The organism is Azospirillum halopraeferens DSM 3675 (assembly GCF_000429625.1).
GTDB lineage: Bacteria > Pseudomonadota > Alphaproteobacteria > Azospirillales > Azospirillaceae > Azospirillum > Azospirillum halopraeferens.
Genome location: NZ_AUCF01000035.1, coordinates 16,954 through 33,820, shown reverse-complemented (window position 1 = coordinate 33,820; position 16,867 = coordinate 16,954). Strand labels below are relative to the sequence as shown.

The 16,867-nt window shown below is 72.5% G+C and carries 14 protein-coding genes; 12 read left to right on the top strand and 2 right to left on the bottom strand.

Annotated features, from left to right (window positions below; translation table 11 throughout):
- Window positions 1-5 precede the first annotated feature (5 nt).
- A complete protein-coding gene (locus G472_RS0122360; protein WP_029010152.1) occupies window positions 6-1,742 on the bottom strand; it encodes an ABC transporter ATP-binding protein in 1,737 nt (578 codons plus the stop codon).
- 89 nt (window positions 1,743-1,831) lie between these two features.
- On the bottom strand, window positions 1,832-2,347 hold the full coding sequence (locus tag G472_RS0122355; RefSeq protein ID WP_029010151.1) for an RNA polymerase sigma factor: 516 nt from the start codon (window positions 2,345-2,347) through the stop codon (window positions 1,832-1,834).
- A gap of 211 nt (window positions 2,348-2,558) precedes the next feature.
- Here G472_RS0122355 and G472_RS0122350 point away from each other — a divergent pair, with 211 nt between their 5' ends.
- The 12 genes from G472_RS0122350 to G472_RS0122295 all read left to right on the top strand — a co-directional run bounded on the left by G472_RS0122350 (window position 2,559) and on the right by G472_RS0122295 (window position 16,858).
- Window positions 2,559-3,572, top strand: coding sequence for a FecR family protein (locus G472_RS0122350; protein ID WP_029010150.1), 1,014 nt, complete (start codon window positions 2,559-2,561; stop codon window positions 3,570-3,572).
- Between the two features lie 190 nt (window positions 3,573-3,762).
- Window positions 3,763-6,000: a TonB-dependent receptor gene (locus tag G472_RS0122345; RefSeq protein WP_245593558.1), complete on the top strand. Its 2,238-nt coding sequence runs from the start codon at window positions 3,763-3,765 to the stop codon at window positions 5,998-6,000.
- A 65-nt stretch (window positions 6,001-6,065) separates the two neighbouring features.
- Window positions 6,066-6,347: a DUF2218 domain-containing protein gene (locus G472_RS0122340; protein ID WP_029010148.1), complete on the top strand. Its 282-nt coding sequence runs from the start codon at window positions 6,066-6,068 to the stop codon at window positions 6,345-6,347.
- A gap of 48 nt (window positions 6,348-6,395) precedes the next feature.
- Entirely contained in the window at window positions 6,396-8,165 is a 1,770-nt protein-coding gene (locus G472_RS0122335; protein WP_029010147.1) for an IucA/IucC family protein, read from the top strand.
- On the top strand, window positions 8,149-9,867 hold the full coding sequence (locus tag G472_RS0122330) for an IucA/IucC family protein (protein WP_029010146.1): 1,719 nt from the start codon (window positions 8,149-8,151) through the stop codon (window positions 9,865-9,867). The genes G472_RS0122335 and G472_RS0122330 overlap by 17 nt, the downstream gene beginning before the upstream one ends.
- Window positions 9,762-11,138, top strand: coding sequence for an AMP-binding protein (locus G472_RS0122325; RefSeq protein WP_425387999.1), 1,377 nt, complete (start codon window positions 9,762-9,764; stop codon window positions 11,136-11,138). Before G472_RS0122330 ends, G472_RS0122325 begins: the two co-directional genes overlap by 106 nt.
- Window positions 11,135-12,403, top strand: a complete 1,269-nt coding sequence (locus G472_RS0122320) for a DUF6005 family protein (RefSeq protein ID WP_029010144.1) — start codon at window positions 11,135-11,137, stop codon at window positions 12,401-12,403. The genes G472_RS0122325 and G472_RS0122320 overlap by 4 nt, the downstream gene beginning before the upstream one ends.
- Window positions 12,403-13,278 carry a sugar phosphate isomerase/epimerase family protein gene (locus G472_RS35000; protein WP_035693437.1) on the top strand — a complete coding sequence of 292 codons (876 nt, stop codon included), beginning with the start codon at window positions 12,403-12,405 and terminating at the stop codon, window positions 13,276-13,278. The genes G472_RS0122320 and G472_RS35000 overlap by 1 nt, the downstream gene beginning before the upstream one ends.
- Window positions 13,275-14,198, top strand: coding sequence for a siderophore ABC transporter substrate-binding protein (locus tag G472_RS0122310; RefSeq protein WP_156927219.1), 924 nt, complete (start codon window positions 13,275-13,277; stop codon window positions 14,196-14,198). The genes G472_RS35000 and G472_RS0122310 overlap by 4 nt, the downstream gene beginning before the upstream one ends.
- Window positions 14,195-15,169 (top strand): ABC transporter permease, encoded by a 975-nt coding sequence (locus G472_RS0122305; protein ID WP_029010142.1) that lies wholly within the window; start codon window positions 14,195-14,197, stop codon window positions 15,167-15,169. The genes G472_RS0122310 and G472_RS0122305 overlap by 4 nt, the downstream gene beginning before the upstream one ends.
- Window positions 15,162-16,103, top strand: a complete 942-nt coding sequence (locus tag G472_RS0122300; protein WP_029010141.1) for an iron chelate uptake ABC transporter family permease subunit — start codon at window positions 15,162-15,164, stop codon at window positions 16,101-16,103. Before G472_RS0122305 ends, G472_RS0122300 begins: the two co-directional genes overlap by 8 nt.
- A complete protein-coding gene (locus tag G472_RS0122295; RefSeq protein WP_029010140.1) occupies window positions 16,100-16,858 on the top strand; it encodes an iron ABC transporter ATP-binding protein in 759 nt (252 codons plus the stop codon). Before G472_RS0122300 ends, G472_RS0122295 begins: the two co-directional genes overlap by 4 nt.
- The last annotated feature ends 9 nt before the right edge of the window (window positions 16,859-16,867 follow it).

Here is a 16,867-nt window from a genome sequence, read left to right as displayed (position 1 = left end):
CGGATTCAAGCACCGCGCCGCCGGGGCGGCGCCAGGTCCTGAGCCTCGTGCAGGCGGCGGTAGAGGCCGCCGGCGCGCAGCAGGGCATCGTGCGCCCCTTCGGCGGCGATCCCGCCGTCGCTGACGACGACGATGCGGTCGGCGTCGCGGATCGTCGCCAGCCGGTGGGCGATGATCAGCGAGGTGCGGCCGCGGGCGAGTTCCTGAAGGGATGCCTGGATGGCCCGCTCCGTCTCGGTGTCGAGCGCCGAGGTGGCCTCGTCCAGGATCAGGATGGGCGGGTTCTTCAGGAAGATGCGGGCGATGGCGACGCGCTGCTTCTGCCCGCCCGACAGCTTGACGCCGCGCTCCCCCACCACCGTGTCCAGGCCGTCGGGGCAGTCGGCGATCAGCCCGTCCAGGCGGGCGCGGCGGGCGGCGTCGCGGATCTCCTCCTCGGTGGCGTCGAGGCGGCCGTAGGCGATGTTCTCGCGCAGCGTCCCGGCGAACAGGAACACGTCCTGCTGGACGATGCCGATCTGCCGGCGCAGCGACGCCAGCGTCAGGTCGCGGATATCGTGGCCGTCGACGGTGATGCGCCCCCGCGTCACCTCGTAGAAGCGCGGCAACAGCGACAGCAGCGTCGTCTTGCCGGCGCCCGACGGGCCGACGAAGGCCACGGTCTCGCCCGGCCGGATCGTCAGGGACACGTCCTTCAGCACCGGGCGGCCGGGGTCGTAGCCGAAGGTGACGCCGTCGAAGGCGATGGCGCCGCGCAGCGGCGGCGCCGCGACGGCGTCCGGCCGGTCGACGATCTCCGGCTCCGTCGCCAGGAAGTCCCGGTAGCGGCGGAAGCCGGCGATGCCCTTGGGGTAGTTCTCGATGACCGCGGCGATGCGCTCCAGCGGCTGATAGAACACGTTGATCAACAGAAGGAAGCCGACGAAGCCGCCGATCGTCAGGTCGCCCTGATGGACGAACCAGGTGCCGGCCACCAGGATCACCACCTGGACCAGCCGCATGCCCAGGTAGTTCATGCCCAGGCTCATGGCCATGATGCGGTAGCCGTTGAGCTTGGCCTGCTTGTAGCGGCCGTTGTCGGCGGCGAACAGGTCGCGTTCGTGCGCCTCGTTGGCGAAGGCGCGCACCACGCGGGCACCGCCGATCACCTCCTCGATGCGGGCGTTGAAGGCGCCGACCCGCTCGAACTGGGCATGCCAGTTCATCGTCATGGCCCGCCCGTAGCGCAGCACCACCACCATCACCACCGGCACGATCAGCAGCGTCATCAGGGCCAGCGGCACATGCACCGCCAGCATCAGGGCGAGCGCGCCGAGGAAGGTCATGACGGCGATGAACACGTCCTCCGGCCCGTGGTGGGCCAGTTCACCGATCTCCTCCAGGTCCTTGGTCAGGCGGGCGACGAGATGGCCGGTCTTCTGCCGGTCGAAGAAGCGCAGGGGCAGCCGCTGCAGGTGGTCGAAGGCGCGGCGGCGCATCTCCGTCTCGATGTTGATGCCCAGCACATGGCCCCAGTAGGTGACCACCCCGATCAGCCCGGTGTTGATCAGATAGACCGCCAGCAGGCCGACGCTGGCCAGCAGGATCAGCCCCCAGTCGCCGCCGGGCAGCAGCCGGTCCACATAGGCGGTCACCGCGAAGGGGAAGCCCAGCGACAGCAGGCCCGACAGGATCGCCCCGCCGAAATCCACCAGGAACAGCCGCTTGTGCGGGCGGTAATAGCTAAAGAAGTCCTTCAACACGGCAGCGGCCTCGCGGTTGGCACCGGGCGGGGCCGGCGGCCCCCTACCTCAGACGTCCGGAGCGGGGCGTCGTCCCAAAAATGCCGCGATCATCCCCGCTCGCCGCGGGCCAGGGCATCGGCCATGTGGCCCATGGCCAGCTTCATGTCGTTGAACACCGTTCCCCGGGACACCCCCAGATGCTCGGCGATGCGCGGGTAGGACCAGCCCTCGACCCGGTTGAGCACCCACACCCGGCGGGCGCGTTCGGGCAGGGCGTCGATGGCCCCCCGGAACCGCTCCAGCCGCTCGCGGTGGAGGAGATGCTCTTCCGCCGAAGGGGTCTCGCTGGCAACCTGGATGGACTCCATCGCGTCGCCGGGGCTGACCTCGAACCGCTCCTGCGTGCGGCGCCGGCGGACGTGGTCCAGCGCCAGATTCTGCACGGTGCGGTGCAGGAACGCCCCGACGTTGTCGATCGGCCCCCGTTCGGCGGCGCGGTGGGCGCGCAGGTAACTCTCCTGGATCACATCCTCGGCGGCCTGGACGTCACGCACGATCTTCAGGGCGCGGCTGAGCAGCGAGCGTCGGTGATCCAGGTAGATGGCGTTCAGAATGGCGGACATATCCGAGCCTGTCGTCGCTGGGCGGCCCTCCCGCACCGGCGGCGCCGGCGGCCGGAGCCGCGCAGGGCTCGGGAGCGGTGAGTATGCGAGTGATTATCATTCTCGGATTTTGCCTGTCAAGACGCCGGACTTCCCTGCTCCCGACCGGATTTGTGTCGCCGGCGCCGTCGAACGTCTAAGATGACAGGGAGCGTGAAGACAAGAGCGGCGCATGAGCGGAGCGGACAACAACGAGGCGGACCGCGGCGGCGGGGAGGACGGATACCGCCACCCCGACGCCGTCACGGACGCGGCGCTCACCTGGTTCGTCGCGCTGCTGGACGGGACGCCGGACGCGCCCACGCTGGCCGCCTTCCGCGCGTGGCGGGACAGCGATCCGCGGCACGCCGCGGCGTTCGACCGGCTGGTGGCGATGAACGGTATGCCGGAACTCCGGGCCGCTACCCTGGCGGCGCGTCCGGACCCGGCACCGGCCCGGCCGCGCGCCCGGCCCGCTCCGGCGCCGCGCGCGCGGGTGTGGTGGGGCTCCCTGGCGGCGGCCGTCCTGCTGGTCACCATCGGACTGCACCTGCTGCCCGAACTGCTGCTGCGCTGGCGCGCTGACCACATGACCGTGGCGGGCGACCGGCGCGAGGTGACGCTGCCCGACGGGTCGCGGCTTCTGCTCAACACGGCGTCGGCGGTGGCGCTGGACTTCGCCGGCGGCCGGCGCGATGTCCGGCTGCTCCGGGGGGAAGCCTTCTTCGACGTGGTTCCCGATCCGGCGCGGCCGTTCCGCGTCACCGCCGGCCACAGCGTCGTGGAGGTGATCGGCACCGCCTTCGCCGTGCGCTCCGACGCGGCGCAGGACGCCATCGTGCTGGAGCGCGGGCGGGTGTCGGTCGCCCCGGCGGGGGGCGCCGGCGCCCCGGTGCTGCTGACCCCCGGCGAACGGGTGACCGCCTCGCCGCGCGGCCTGTCGGGGGTGGCCGCGGCCGAACCCGACGTCCTGCTGGCGTGGCGGGAGGGGCGCTACGTCTTCCGTGACCGGCCCCTGGCCGCGGTCGTCGACGATCTGCGCCACCACCACGCCGGCCTGATCCTGGTGCTGGACGACCGGGTGGAGCGGGCGCGCGTCAGCGGCAACTACAGGCTCGATGATCCCGTCGGCGCCCTGCGTTCCCTCGCCGGCATCGCCGGGGTGCGGATGCGGGTGCTCCCCGGTGGACTGATCCTTCTCGGATAAGCGTACTTTTTTTGTGAGGGGGTGCGCCCTCGAACGTCTGGCGAAAAGGGGATCGGGCTCAGCCGCCCGCGATGGTGTCCCCGGGGCCAGCACGAGAGAGGAGTTGCACCGAATGATCGGCCGGAAGGGTTTTGTACCGAAGGTTGCGGCGCGTTCGCGGACCGGCGCTGCCCGGCATGCGGTTCTGCTGTTGTTGGCATCGACCGCGCTGGGCTGTGCGGTGCTGCCCCCGGCCCCGGCCCTGGCCCAGCAGGCCCCCGCTGCCGCCGCCATGGCGTTCGACCTTCCGGCCGGGCCGCTGCCCGCGGCCCTCGACGCTTTCAGCCGCCGGACGGGCTGGCAGATCGGCTATGCCGGCGACCTCGCCGCCGGGCGCACGGCGCGGGCGGTCAGCGGCACCATGCCGCCCGACCGGGCGCTGGACCTGCTGCTGGGCGGCACGGGAATCTCCTACCGCATGACCGGCCCCGCCACCGCCACGCTGGTCGCCGCCCCCGCGGCGCCGGGTGCGGGCGGTGCCCTGCAGCTCGATCCCGTCACCGTCGCCGGGACGGCCGGTGCCGGTACCGGCGGTGGCGGGGTGGCCACCACCACGATCACGCAGGCCGATCTGGAGCGCAAGAACCCCACCGACATCGCCGGCGTGTTCGCGGGCGAGCCGGGCATCCGCGTCGGCAGCTCCGTGCCCATGTCGCAGAAGGTCTACGTCAACGGCGTGGAGGAGACCAACCTCGCCGTCACCATCGATGGCAGCCGGCAGAACAACAAGGTGTTCCATCACAACGGCACGACGCTGATCGACCCGGCCTTCCTGAAGACGGTGCGCGTCGATGCCGGCGTGGCGCCGGCCGACGCCGGCCCGGGAGCGCTGGCCGGCGCCATCGCGTACGAGACCAAGGACGCCCGCGACCTGCTGGACGGCGACGGGGTCGGGGCGTTCCTGAAGTCGACCTTCAACTCCAACGGCCCGACCCTGACAACCTCCGCCGCCGGCTACGGCCGCCATCAGGGGCTGGAGGCGCTGGGCTACGTCACCTTCGCCAAGGGCGACGAGTTCAAGGCCGGCAACGGCGACACGGTGGCGGGCACCGAGACCGACCTCATCAGCGGTCTCGGCAAGGTCGCCATGGAGACCGACAGCGGCAACCGCTTCCAGCTCAGCTACGAGCGGGTCTACGACGACGCCTCGCGGCCGTTCCGCGCCAACATCGGCTTCATCGCCGGCCGTCCCGCCTGGGAGCCGCGGGTGCGCGACTACACCATCGACCGCCGCAACCTGGTGTTCTCCTACACCCACACCCAACCGACCGACCTGTGGGATCCGCGGGTGGTGCTGGCCTATGGCCGCACCAATGTGGACACCTGGATCTTCACCCGTCCGGTGGCGCCGTCCACCGTGCCCGGCCGCTACCGGGGCGGCGGCGAGACCGAGACCCTCAACGGCAAGGTCGAGAACCGCTTCACCATCGGCCGCTTCGGCACCGTCACCGCGGGCGCCGACTTCTACCGCGACGAGGCCACCTACGACGACCCGACCTTCGCGGCGGGCGAGCGGGCGCGCAACATGGGCCTGTACGCCCAGGCGCGCCTGGACCCGGTGGATCGCCTGCACCTGTCCTTCGGCCTGCGCGGCGACCGCCAGACCTTCGAGGGCACCACGGGCCAGAAATGGACCAATTCCGGCGTCAGCTACAACGTGTCGGGCGCCTTCGACCTTTTGCCGGAGTTCCTGACCGCCAAGGCCGGCTATTCGCACACCTGGGCCGGCATCCCGCTGGCCGAGAACTTCATCATGAACGACGCCTGGCGTTACGGCGCCGACGGGCCGAAGCCGGTGACCTCGGACAACGTGACCGCCGGGCTGGAGGCGCGCTACCGGGGCTTCACCGCCGAAGGCCGGGTGTTCCGCACCAACCTGAACGACGCCCGCGCCGCCCGCTTTGCCGCCGCCGCCGCCTCGGAGACGCGGGAGGTGGAATCGAAGGGGTACGAGATCGGCGTCGGCTACGCCTGGGCCGACGGCTTCGTGCGCGCCAGGTACGCGGACATCGACGTGAAGATCGACGGCCGGCCCGCCGATTCCGACGTCGGAACCTATCTCGCCACGCCGGTCGGCCAGATCATCACCCTGGCAGCGGTGCACACCGTGCGCCCCTGGAACCTGACCTTCGGCGCCGACGTGGAGTTCGTGCTGGAGTACGACGACGTCCAGCCGGGCCTGCAGCCCCTGAAGGCCTACGAGGTGGTGAACCTGTTCGTGGAGTACCGTCTGCCGCAGTTCTCCAACCTGGCCCTGCGCGCCGACGTGCGCAACCTGTTCAACGAAACCTATGCGGAACGCGCGACGTACGGGCAGGAGTTCGGCACCGTCACGCCGCTCTACCAGCCCGGGCGGTCCTTCCTGCTGACCGCCTCGGCGACGTTCTGATACGGCGCCCCCGCCCCTTCCCCGGCCGGGGGAGGGGCAACCGCTCCGAAGCGAGGATCCGCCCCATGCCCGAATCCACCGCTCTGTTCGAGACGGAACACGGCCGGGACTACCTGACCCGGCTGTGCCGGCACTTCGCCCACAAGGTCGCGGTGACCCTGGAGGACGACCGCGGGGAGTGCCGGTTCTCCTGCGGCACCGCCGAACTGACGGCACTGCCGGAGGGGCTGCGCGTGCGCGCCGAAGGGCCGACGCCGGCCGATCTGGCCGACGTGCAGGCTACCATCGAGAGCCACCTTCTGCGCTTCGCCTTCCGCGAGGGCGAGCGGCGGCTCACCTGGAGTTGACGCACGCTCCCCGCTCCGCCCCCTCCGTGCCCTGTCAGGATCGGCCGCATGCCCACATCCCAGCAGATCGCCGAACACGCCACGTTCCAGAGCTTCGCCAACTGCTACCAGCGGGAGATCGACGCCGGCACCGCGGCGCGGCACCCGGCCGGAGCGGGCGATGCGGTGGAGTGCGTCGAATGGCGCCTGGCGTCCCAGCGCAGCGTGCTGCGCACCGAGGTGCTGGCCCGCTCCCGGTGCGGGCCCAGCCGCTTCGGCCGGATCTGGCAGCGCGCCGGCTCCGACATCGTCTGGCAGCCGGTGCCCCCCTTCAGCGCCCTGTGCGCGCTGGTGCGCGAAAGCTATAGCCGCGCCGACGTCGCTGCGGCGGGCGATCTGCGGGGGCATGAGCTGGAACTGCTGCTGCGCGTCCTGCAAAGCTGCCAGTCCGTCTGCCGCTATCTGGACGTCCACCGTGCCGCGGCGGCGGACGACGACACCTTCATCGCCGCCGAACAGTCCCTGGTCTTCGGCCATTGGCTGCACCCCGCGCCCAAGAGCCTTCAGGGCATGAGCCACTGGCAGCAGCCCTGCTACGCCCCCGAACTGCACGGCCGTTTCCGTCTGCGCTGGTTCGCCGCGGCGTCCGGGCGGGTCAGCCACCGCTCCGCCGCCAGCACCACCGCCCCGGAGATGATCGCCGCCATCCTCGGCGACGAGGTGCGGCGGCTGCCGTGCCGCGACGGCGAGCGGCTGATCCCCATGCACCCGTTGCAGGCCGAGGCGCTGCTTCTCGATCCGCGCGTGCAGGCGTGGCAGGAGGAGGGGGTGCTGCGCCCCCTCGGCCCGGCGGGGCCGGAGTTCACCGCCACGTCCTCGGTGCGCACGGTCTACAGCCCCGACAGCCCGTGGATGCTGAAGTTCTCGCTGCCGGTGCGCATCACCAACTCCGTCCGCCTCAACCGGCGTCACGAACTGGAGGCCGGCGTGCTGATGGCGAGGCTGATCGCCGGCATCGCCCCGACCCTGCCGGCGCGGCTGCGCTTCGTGCTCGACCCCGCCTACATCACGCTGGACGCTCCGGACGGCGGCGAAAGCGGGTTCGAGGTCATCCTGCGCGAGAACCCCTTCCGCGGCGGCGGCGGGCGCGGCGTGGTGACCGTCGCGGCGCTGACCGCCGACCCCCTGCCGGACCGCCCGTCGCGCCTGGAGCGGCTGGTGCGCCGCGTCGCCGTCGAGCACGGCTGCGGCGTCGCCGGGGCCGCCCGGCGGTGGTTCGCCGCCTATCTCGACTGCGCGCTGGAGTCGCTGCTGCGCCTCTACGACGACCACGGAATCGCGCTGGAGGCACACCAGCAGAACGGCCTTCTGGACATTGCCGGCGGGCTTCCCCGGTGCTTCCACTACCGTGACAACCAGGGTTTCTACCTCTCTGCCGCCTACCGCGACGGCCTGCGCCGGCACGTCGCCGAGGCGGACAACGACCACTCGCTCTATTTCGACGAGGACGAGATCAACCGGCGCTTCGCCTATTACGCCATCGTCAACCAGGTGTTCTCGGTGATCGCGCGGCTGGGCAAGGACGGGCTGGCCGACGAGGGCGTGCTGCTGGCCGATCTGCGCCGCCGGCTGGAGGGGCTGGCGGCGACGCTGACCCGGGCGGGCCGGTCCTTTGCCCGGTACGTTCTCGACAGCCCGACCATCGGCGCCAAGTTCAACCTGACCACCCGTCTGCTCGGCATCGACGAGCTGGAGAGCCCCGACGCCGGCTCCCTCTACGCCCGCCTGCCCAACCCGCTGGCCCGACCGTCCGGGGGGTGCCATGCCCTTCCCTGCTGACCGGGACGGCCGGCCCGACGAGCGGGTTGTGCGCCAGTTGGCCGCCGCCCTGCTGTTTGAGGGCATTGTCGCGGCGCGCTCCGTTCCCTGCGGCGGCGGCCGGCGCTTCGACTGGGACTGCGGCGGAACCGCCTTCCGCTGCCGCGCCGCCGTCGGGCCGTTCGGCCGCCTGCGCGTTGCGGCGGGATCGGTGCAGATGCGCGCCCCCGGCGGCGTCTGGCGGGCGGCCGACCACCGCGCCCTGCTGGCCGGCCTGCCGACGCCGGCGGCCCACCGCGAAGCCCTGCTGGCCGAGCTTGACCGCACCGTGGCGCTGTGCCGCTGGAACGACGCCCATCTGGTGCGCGGGCCGCGCCGGGGACTGGCCTACCCGGCTCTGGACGCGGCGCTGGAGGAGGGGCATCCCTACCACCCCTGTTTCAAGGCGCGCCTGGGCTTCGACGACGCCGATCACGCCGCGTTCGGGCCGGAGGCGGGGCGCACCTTCCGCCTGGTCTGGCTTGCGGTGGCGCCGTCGTTGCTCCACCGGGCACTGCCCGACGACGAGGAACCGTTCTGGCGGGCCGAGCTGGGCGACGCCGCGTGGGGCCTGCTGGACCGGGCGCGCGGCGGGTTCGGCCTGGTGCCCCTGCACCCCTGGCAGTGGCGCACGCTGCGCGACGGTGTGCTGGCGCCCTGGCTGGCCGACGGCCGCGCCCGCTTCCTGGGGGAGGCCGGCGACCGCTACCGGGCCAGCCAGTCGGTGCGCACCCTGATGAACGCCGACGATCCCCGCCGGGCCGACGTGAAGCTGGCGCTGAACATCGTCAACACCGCGTCGCGGCGCAGCCTGACGGCCCATTCCGTGTGCACGGGCCCGGCCATCTCCCGCTGGCTGACCGGGGTGGTCGGCGGCGACCCGCGGTTTGCCGGGGACTTTCCCCTGACCCTGCTGCCCGAATACGCCGGCGTGATCGCCGACCGCGACGGGCCGGCGGGCGGGCAGGTGGCGGCGATCTGGCGGCGCAGCGTCCCCTGCGTGCTGAACGAGGGGGAGGCGGCGGTCCCCTTCAACGCGCTGGCGGTGGTCGAGCCGGACGGCGAGCCCTTCATCGCCCCGTGGATCGCACGCTACGGGACGGACGCCTGGGTGGAGCGGCTGATCCGGGTCGCCGTGCTGCCGGTGTGGCACCTGCTGGTCCATCACGGCATCGCCGTGGAGGCGCACGGGCAGAACATGGTGCTGGTCCACCGCGACGGCTGGCCGGTCCGCCTGGTCCTGCGCGATTTCCACGACAGCGTGGAGTACGAGCCGGGGTTCGTGCGCGACGCCGCCGCGGTGCCGCCGTTCGCCGACATCAACCCGATCTACCGTGACGCCCCGCCGGACCTGTACTACCGCGCCGGCTCCGTCGACGCGCTGCGCGAACTGGTGATGGACACGCTGTTCATCTACAACATGACCGAGATCTCCCACCTGCTGGAGGTCCGCTGCGGCCTGCCCGAGCGGCACTTCTGGGAGGCGGTGGAGCGCTGCCTGGACGATTACGCGCGCCACCACGATCCCGACGGCCGGCACCGCCGGGTCGGGCACCGCGCCGCGACGGTGGCGACGGAATCCCTGCTCACCGAGAAACTCCTCAACGCCCGGACCGAGCTGCACCACACGGTGCCCAACGTCACGGGCGCCCCCGCGCCGCGCGCCGTCGCGCGGCGGGCCTGAGACACGCGAGGCAGACGATGATCCGCATCGACGATCGACACCACACGCGCCGGGAGGTCGAGGACCTGGCGGCGCGCTGCGCCGAACGGGCCCGGCCGGGCGTGCGCTACGCCGCCTGCTTTTCCGGGACGATCGACTGGCTGGCCGCTTTCTTCGCCATGCGCGCCGCCGGCGCCGCCGTCCTGCCGCTGCACCCCGGGACGCCGCGCCCGGCGGCCGAGCGCCTGGCCCGCGAGGCGGGCTGCCGCTATCTGCTGTTCAACGGGTACGAGCCGGAGGAGGTGCTGCCGGAGTCGGAAGCCGTCACCGACGACCCCGGCCGGCTGATCCAGTTGAGTTCGGGCACCACCGGAGCGCCCAAGCCCGTCGCCCGCACCTGGGCCGCCATCGGGCGGGAGATCGCCACCTACGTCACCCATTTCCGCGACCCGGAGGGGATGACGCCGGTGATCGCCTGCCCGGTGACCCATTCCTACGGCCTGATCTGCGGCCTGCTGGTCGGGCTGGAGCGGGGAGCGGAGCCGGTGGTTCTCAACACCGGCAACCCGAAGTACATCCTGAAGGCGCTGCGCGAGGTGGAGCGGCCGCTGCTCTACGCCTCGCCGGCCGTCCTGCACGCGCTGGCCCGCCTGCTGCCGGACGGGGAGCGCCTCCACGCGGCCATGACCTCCGGCACCCTGCTGCCCGACCCGTGGTTCGCCCGCATCCGCACCCGCACCCGCCATCTCTTCCAGCAATACGGCTGCTCCGAGGCGGGGTGCATCGCCGTGAACCCGGACATGGGTGCGGCTGCCGCCATGGGCTATCCGCTGCCCCACCACCGGGTGCGCGCGGGCGGCGGGTCGGAGGCGCCGGACGAGATCGTCGTCGACGGGGCGGAAGGGGAGGTGCGCACCCGCGACCTCGGCTATCTCAGGCCCGACGGCATGCTGATGTTCGTGTCGCGGCTGGACGACACCATCAACGTCTCCGGCCTCAACGTCTATCCGAAGGACGTGGAGGACGTGGTCATGGCCCTGCCGGAGGTGACCGACGCGGTGGCCTTCCGCCGGGCCGACCCCTTCGCCGGAGAGCGGGTGGCGCTGGTGTTCACCGCGTCGCGGACGGTGTCGCCGCTGACCGTCCGCGCCTGGTGCCGCGAGCATCTGGCCGCCCACCAGCAGCCCGCCGACGTGGTGCAGGCCGACAGCCTGCCGCGCATGGCCAACGGCAAGATCAGCCGCAGCCGGGTGGCCGAGCTGTTCGGCGCGGGCGGGGAGGGCGCGCGATGACCCGCGAGAGCATCATCGACGCCATCCGCTCCGTGCTGCGCGACCACCTGAAGACGCCGCACCTGGACGCCTTCGCCCCCGCCGCCCGGCTGAACGAGGATCTGTACCTGGACTCCATCCTGATGATGGAGCTGTTCCTGGAGCTGGAGCTGTCCCACGGCCTGTCGGTGCCCGACGACGTCATGGCGGCGCAGAGCCCGGCCACCGTGGCGGACCTGGCCGACCTGCTGGCCGGCACCGCCCCGGCCGCCGCCTCGGCTCCGGCCGGGGGCAGCGTGCACGGCGAGGACTATGTCGACATCAAGGTCCATTGCGTGGTGAGCTGCCTCAGCGACGCCCTGAAGCGGGCCGGCATCGACCATCGCCCGTTCTATTTCGGGGTGTGGGACGCGGACTTCGCGGTGAGCGCCGGGCGGTCGCTGCACTACCACACCCCGGCGATCAACCATGACGCCTTCCGTCACTGGTACCGCCGCCTGTACGGGGCGGAGGTGCGCGAATGGTACGACCGCGGGCGCAGCAAGGACGACAATCTGGCGGTGCTGCTGGACCTGGTGGAGACCCGCTCCGACACCCTGAGCATCATGGCCATGGTCGACCTGTTCCACCTGCCGGAGCGGGAGAACAAGTTCAATCAGAACCCCTTTCCCCACTATCTGATGCTGGAGCCCGGCCGCGACCGCGACAGCTTCCGGGTGCTCGATCCCGATTTCCGCTGGGAAGGGGAGATCGCCCGCGACAAGATCATCAACGCCTTCCGTCAGCCCACGGTGGCCGGCGGCTTCCTGTTCGACCGGCGCGACCTGCGCCGGCCCGGCGCGGCGGCCCTGAAAGGCTATTTCGATGCCTGTTTCAAGCCCGACGCGAACCCCCTGACCGCCGCCGTGCGCACCATCGTCACCGCCCACCTGGACGGACGCGACGGCCTCACGGTCGCCGGCCTGGGCGAGGCTCTGCGCGAACTGCCGGTCATCTCCATCCGCAAATACGCCTACGAGCACGGCTTCGCCTTCTTCTGGCGGGCGCTGCACCTGCCGGACGAGACGTTCCTCGCCCGCTGCGACGCCATCGAGGAGATCGTCCAGGGCTTCCGGGCGCTGCACTACGCCGTCCACCGTCTGTCCCAGACCGGCGACGGCGCCCTGGTGCCCGACATCGCGGCGCGGCTGGACCGGCTGGACCGGCAGGAGTTCGCGCTGAAGGCCGATCTCGCCACCGTCTTCCGCGCCTGGTGCGCGGCGGTGCTACCGGCGGAGGCGGCGTGATGGACCTCTTCCTGTGCTCCATCACCTTCCGCCACCACCTGCTGGGCGTGGACGAGCTGGCGGCCCGGGCGGCGGCCGACGGATTCCGGGGGATCGAGCTGTGGGGCGCCCACGCCCGGTCCCTGGCCGACCGGCCCGACCGCGACGCCGCGTGGCTGGCCGGTTTCGGGTTGCGGGTGCCCATGATCAGCGATTACCTGCCGCTGGACGGGGAGCCGGAGGCGCTGGTCCGCCGCACCATCGACCTGTGCCGGCTGGCGCAGCGCTGGGGCGCTCCGAAGATCCGCACCTTCGCCGGCGGTTCCGGCAGCGCCGATACCCCGGCGGAGCGCCGGACCTTCCTGGTGCAGCGCCTGCGCACGGTCTGCCGTCTGGCCGCCGAGCATGGCCTGTCGGTGCTGGTGGAGACCCACCCCGGCACGCTGGCCGACGGGCTGGCGGCGACGCGGGCGCTCATCGCCGCCGTCGAACACCCCGCCCTGAAGATCAACTTCGACGTCCTGCACCTGTGGGAGGCCGGCGACGATCCCGTCGCCGCGCGCCGCGCGCTGCGGCCCCACATCGCCCATTACCACCTGAAGAACGTGCGCTCGCGCGGCGATCTCGGCGTGTTCGAGCCCGCCAACGTCTACGCCGCCGCGGGCCGGCGCGACGGCATGGTGCCGCTGTTCGACGGTGCGGTGGACTACGGCGCCTTCCTTGCCGACCTGGCGGGTGAGGCCGACTCCGGGGCGGGGGCGTCGCTGGAGTGGTTCGGCGGCGATTGCTTCGCGGTGCTGCGCGGCGACCGGGAGCGGGTGGCGCAGGCCCTCCGGTCCCCGGTGCGGCGCGGCGGACATGGTCGGCGCACCGCCGCCGGAAGGGAGAGTGCATGAGGATGCTGTACCGTTTGGTTGCCGGCATGATCCTGTCGGTCCTGACCCTCCCGGTCGCGGCGGTCGCCTCCGCCGCCGCGACGGTCGACGTCGCCACCGCCCGCGGAACCGTCGCCGTCGCGGCGCCGCCGCGGACGGTGGCGGTGTTCGACATCGCCGCCGTCGACACCCTGGCCCGCCTGGGCGTCCGGCCGGAGGGGCTGCCGGTGAAGCTGTACGTGCCCGAGCTGGAGCCGCTGGCCGCCGGCGCCACCCCCGTCGGCCCGATCTACGAACCCGATCTGGAGGCGCTGAGCGCCCTGGCGCCCGACCTGATCATCATCGGCGGGCGCTCCTCCCACCGGCTGGACGCGGTGCGGCGGGTGGCCCCGGCCATCGACATGACGCTGGACGGCCGCGACCTGCTGGTGGCGGCGCGGGCGCGCATCGCCGCCTACGGCGCCCTGTTCGGCCGCGAGGCCGAGGCGCGGGCCGCCGCGGCGGAGCTGGAGGCCGGCGTGGAATCGGCCCGTGCCGCGGTGCGGGGCAAGGGCACGGCGCTGATCGTCATGACCAACGGGCCGAAGCTGACGGCCTACGGGCCGGAGTCCCGCTTCGGCTGGCTCCACGCCGAACTGGACCTGCCGCCCGCCGTGCCGGGGCTGGGTGCTGCCACCCATGGCGAGGTGGTGTCGTTCGAGTTCGTCCGCCGCGCCGATCCCGACTGGCTGATCGTCGTCGACCGCGCCGCCGCCATCGGCGAGCCATCGGGGGCCGCCGGCGCCACGCTGGACAACGAACTGGTGGCCGGCACCGCGGCGGGCCGGGCCGGGCGCATCCTGCACCTGCCGCCGGCCGACGCCTACATCGCCGCCGGCGGCGTGTCGGCGACCCTGCGGGTGCTGGCCCGCATCGAGGAGGCGTTCCGGGCCGCCCGATGACCGCCATCGCCTCCGCCATCGCCTCCGCCGTCGGGGGGCGCCGCGCCGCGCTGTGGGCGGCGGTCGTGTTCGTGCTGCTGTGCGCGGCCAGCCTGTCGGTCGGCGTCGCCGGCCTGTCGGACGGGGCGCCGCTGGAGCTGCTGCTGGTCAGCCGCCTGCCGCGCACCGCCGCCGCCATCCTGGTGGGGGCGGGGCTGGCCATTGCCGGGCTGGTCATGCAGATCCTCGCCCGCAACCGCTTCGTCGACGCCAGCATCGCCGGGACGGAGCAGAGCGCCGCCCTGGGCATCCTGCTGGCGACGGCGGTGTGGCCGGCCGCGTCGGTGGCCGGCAAGATGGCGGTGGCCGCCGCGGCGGCGCTGGCGGGGACGGCGCTGTTCCTGGTGCTGGTGCGCCGCCTGCCGCCGACCGAGCCGTTCCTGATGCCCCTGTTCGGCATCGTCTACGGCGGCGTCATCGCCGCGGGGGTGACCTTCGTGGCCTGGCAGATGGATCTGCTCCAGCTTCTGGAGACCTGGCTGAACGGCGACCTCTCCGGCATCCTGCGCGGCCGGTACGAGCTGCTGTGGGGCGTGGGCGTCATGGTGGTGCTGGTGTGGTGGCTGGCCGACGCGCTGACCATCGCGTCGCTGGGGCGCGACACCGGCACCGGGCTCGGCCTCGACTACGAACGGATGATGCAGGTCGGGCTGGTGATCGTCTCGGTGCTGGCGGCGCTGACGGTGGTGGTGGTGGGGATGGTCCCCTTCGTCGGGCTGATCGTGCCCAACATCGTCTCGCGCCTGCGCGGCGACAACCTGCGCGGCGCCCTGCCGTGGGTGGCGGCGGGCGGGGCCGGGCTGACGCTGGCCTGCGACGTGCTGGGGCGGCTGCTGCGCTACCCCTACGAGGTGCCGCTGGGCACCGTGCTGGGGGTGGTGGGGGCGGCCGCCTTCCTGTGGCTGGTGCGCGGCGGACGTGCCCGTGGCTGAGCGTCGCGTCTGGCTGGCCGCCGCCCTGGCCCTTCTCTGCGCCGCCGCCTTCCTGGGGCTGAACCTGCGGGGCAACATCGCCTTCGTGCTGGAACTGCGGGCGCTCAAGCTGCTGGCCCTGGTGCAGGTGGCGGTGGCGGTGGCGGTGGCCACCGTGCTGCTGCAGACCATCACCGGCAACCGCATCCTCACCCCGTCCATCATGGGGCTGGACGCCCTGTACCTGCTGGGCCAGACGGCGCTGGTCTTCCTGCTGGGCGGCATCGGCTTCGCCGCCGTCGACCCGCGGCTGAAGTTCGTGATCGCCCTGGCGGCGATGGTCGGGCTGGCGGCGGCGGTGTTCCTGCCGCTGGTGCGGGCGCGCCACTCGCTGACCGTGCTGCTGCTGACCGGCGCCCTGCTGGGCATCCTGTTCCGCAGCCTGTCGTCGCTGCTGGCCCGGCTGATCGATCCCAACGACTTCGCGGTGCTCCAGGGTGTGAGCTACGCCAACTTCAACGCGCCGCAGGGGGAGCTGCTGGCCATCGGTGCCGTGCTGACCGCCGTGGCGGCGGCGGTCGCGTGGCGGCAGCGCCATGTCCTGGACGTCATGGCGCTGGGGCCGGCGGGGGCGATCAGCCTGGGTGTCGACTGGCGGTGGAGCGTGGCCGGCGTGCTGCTGCTGGTGGTGCTGCTGGTGGCGGTGTCGACGGCGCTGGTGGGGCCGGTGGCCTTCCTGGGCCTGCTGGTGGTGGCGCTGGCCGAGCGGCTGACCGGCACCCGGCGCCACGCCGTGCTGCTGCCGGCGGCGGCCTGCATCGCCGTGACCGTGCTGGCGGGCGGGCAGGCGGTGTTGCAGCACGGGCTGGGCGGGGCCTCCACCCTGGGCGTCGTGGTGGAGTTCCTGGGCGGCCTGGTCTTCCTTCTTCTTCTGGCGACCGGGAACAGGCGATGATCGCAATCGACGGCGTATCCCTCACCCTGCAGGGCACCCCCATCCTGCACGACGTCAGCGCCACCCTGCCGAAGGGGGAGCTGATCGCCCTGATCGGGCCGAACGGGGCGGGCAAGTCCAGCCTGCTGTCCCTGGTCGCCCGGCTGATCCCGTTGCAGAGCGGGCGCATCACCGTGGACGGGCTGCCGGTCGACCGCACGCCCGGCCGGCGCCTCGCCCGGACGCTGACCATCATGCGCCAGGACACCGGCCTCGCCGCCCGGCTGACGGTGCGCGAGCTGGTGGGGTTCGGCCGCTTTCCCCACAGCCGCGGCCGCCTGACCGACGAGGACCGCCGCCACATCGCCGCCGCGCTGGCGGAGTTCGACCTGACCGAACTGGCCGGGCGCACCCTGGACGCCCTGTCCGGCGGCCAGCGCCAGCGCGCCTTCGTGGCCATGGCCTTCTGCCAGGGCACCGACTACCTGCTGCTGGACGAGCCGCTCAACAACCTCGACATGATGTACGGGCGCCAGATGATGCGCATCCTGCGCCACCTGGTGGACCGGCAGGGGCGCACCGTGGTCATCGTCCTGCACGACATCAACTACGCCGCCGCCTACGCCGACCGCATCGTCGCCATGAAGGACGGCCGCATCATCGCCTCCGGCCCGCCGGACGCGGTGCTGACCACCGACGGGCTGGAGGCGATGTACGGCTACCGCATGCCCGTCCACCGCATCGGCGACCGGCTGTTCATCCCGCACCACGACTGACGGCGGGCG

Excerpts from the sequence above, each read along its gene's own strand:
- G472_RS0122340 (WP_029010148.1), top strand. The coding sequence starts at position 6,066 with ATGCCCGAATCCACCGCTCTGTTCGAGACGGAACACGGCCGGGACTAC.
- G472_RS0122355 (WP_029010151.1), bottom strand. The coding sequence starts at position 2,347 with ATGTCCGCCATTCTGAACGCCATCTACCTGGATCACCGACGCTCGCTG.
- G472_RS35000 (WP_035693437.1), top strand. The coding sequence starts at position 12,403 with ATGGACCTCTTCCTGTGCTCCATCACCTTCCGCCACCACCTGCTGGGC.
- G472_RS0122320 (WP_029010144.1), top strand. The coding sequence starts at position 11,135 with ATGACCCGCGAGAGCATCATCGACGCCATCCGCTCCGTGCTGCGCGAC.
- G472_RS0122305 (WP_029010142.1), top strand. The coding sequence starts at position 14,195 with ATGACCGCCATCGCCTCCGCCATCGCCTCCGCCGTCGGGGGGCGCCGC.
- G472_RS0122350 (WP_029010150.1), top strand. The coding sequence starts at position 2,559 with ATGAGCGGAGCGGACAACAACGAGGCGGACCGCGGCGGCGGGGAGGAC.
- G472_RS0122330 (WP_029010146.1), top strand. The coding sequence starts at position 8,149 with ATGCCCTTCCCTGCTGACCGGGACGGCCGGCCCGACGAGCGGGTTGTG.
- G472_RS0122310 (WP_156927219.1), top strand. The coding sequence starts at position 13,275 with ATGAGGATGCTGTACCGTTTGGTTGCCGGCATGATCCTGTCGGTCCTG.
- G472_RS0122295 (WP_029010140.1), top strand. The coding sequence starts at position 16,100 with ATGATCGCAATCGACGGCGTATCCCTCACCCTGCAGGGCACCCCCATC.
- G472_RS0122335 (WP_029010147.1), top strand. The coding sequence starts at position 6,396 with ATGCCCACATCCCAGCAGATCGCCGAACACGCCACGTTCCAGAGCTTC.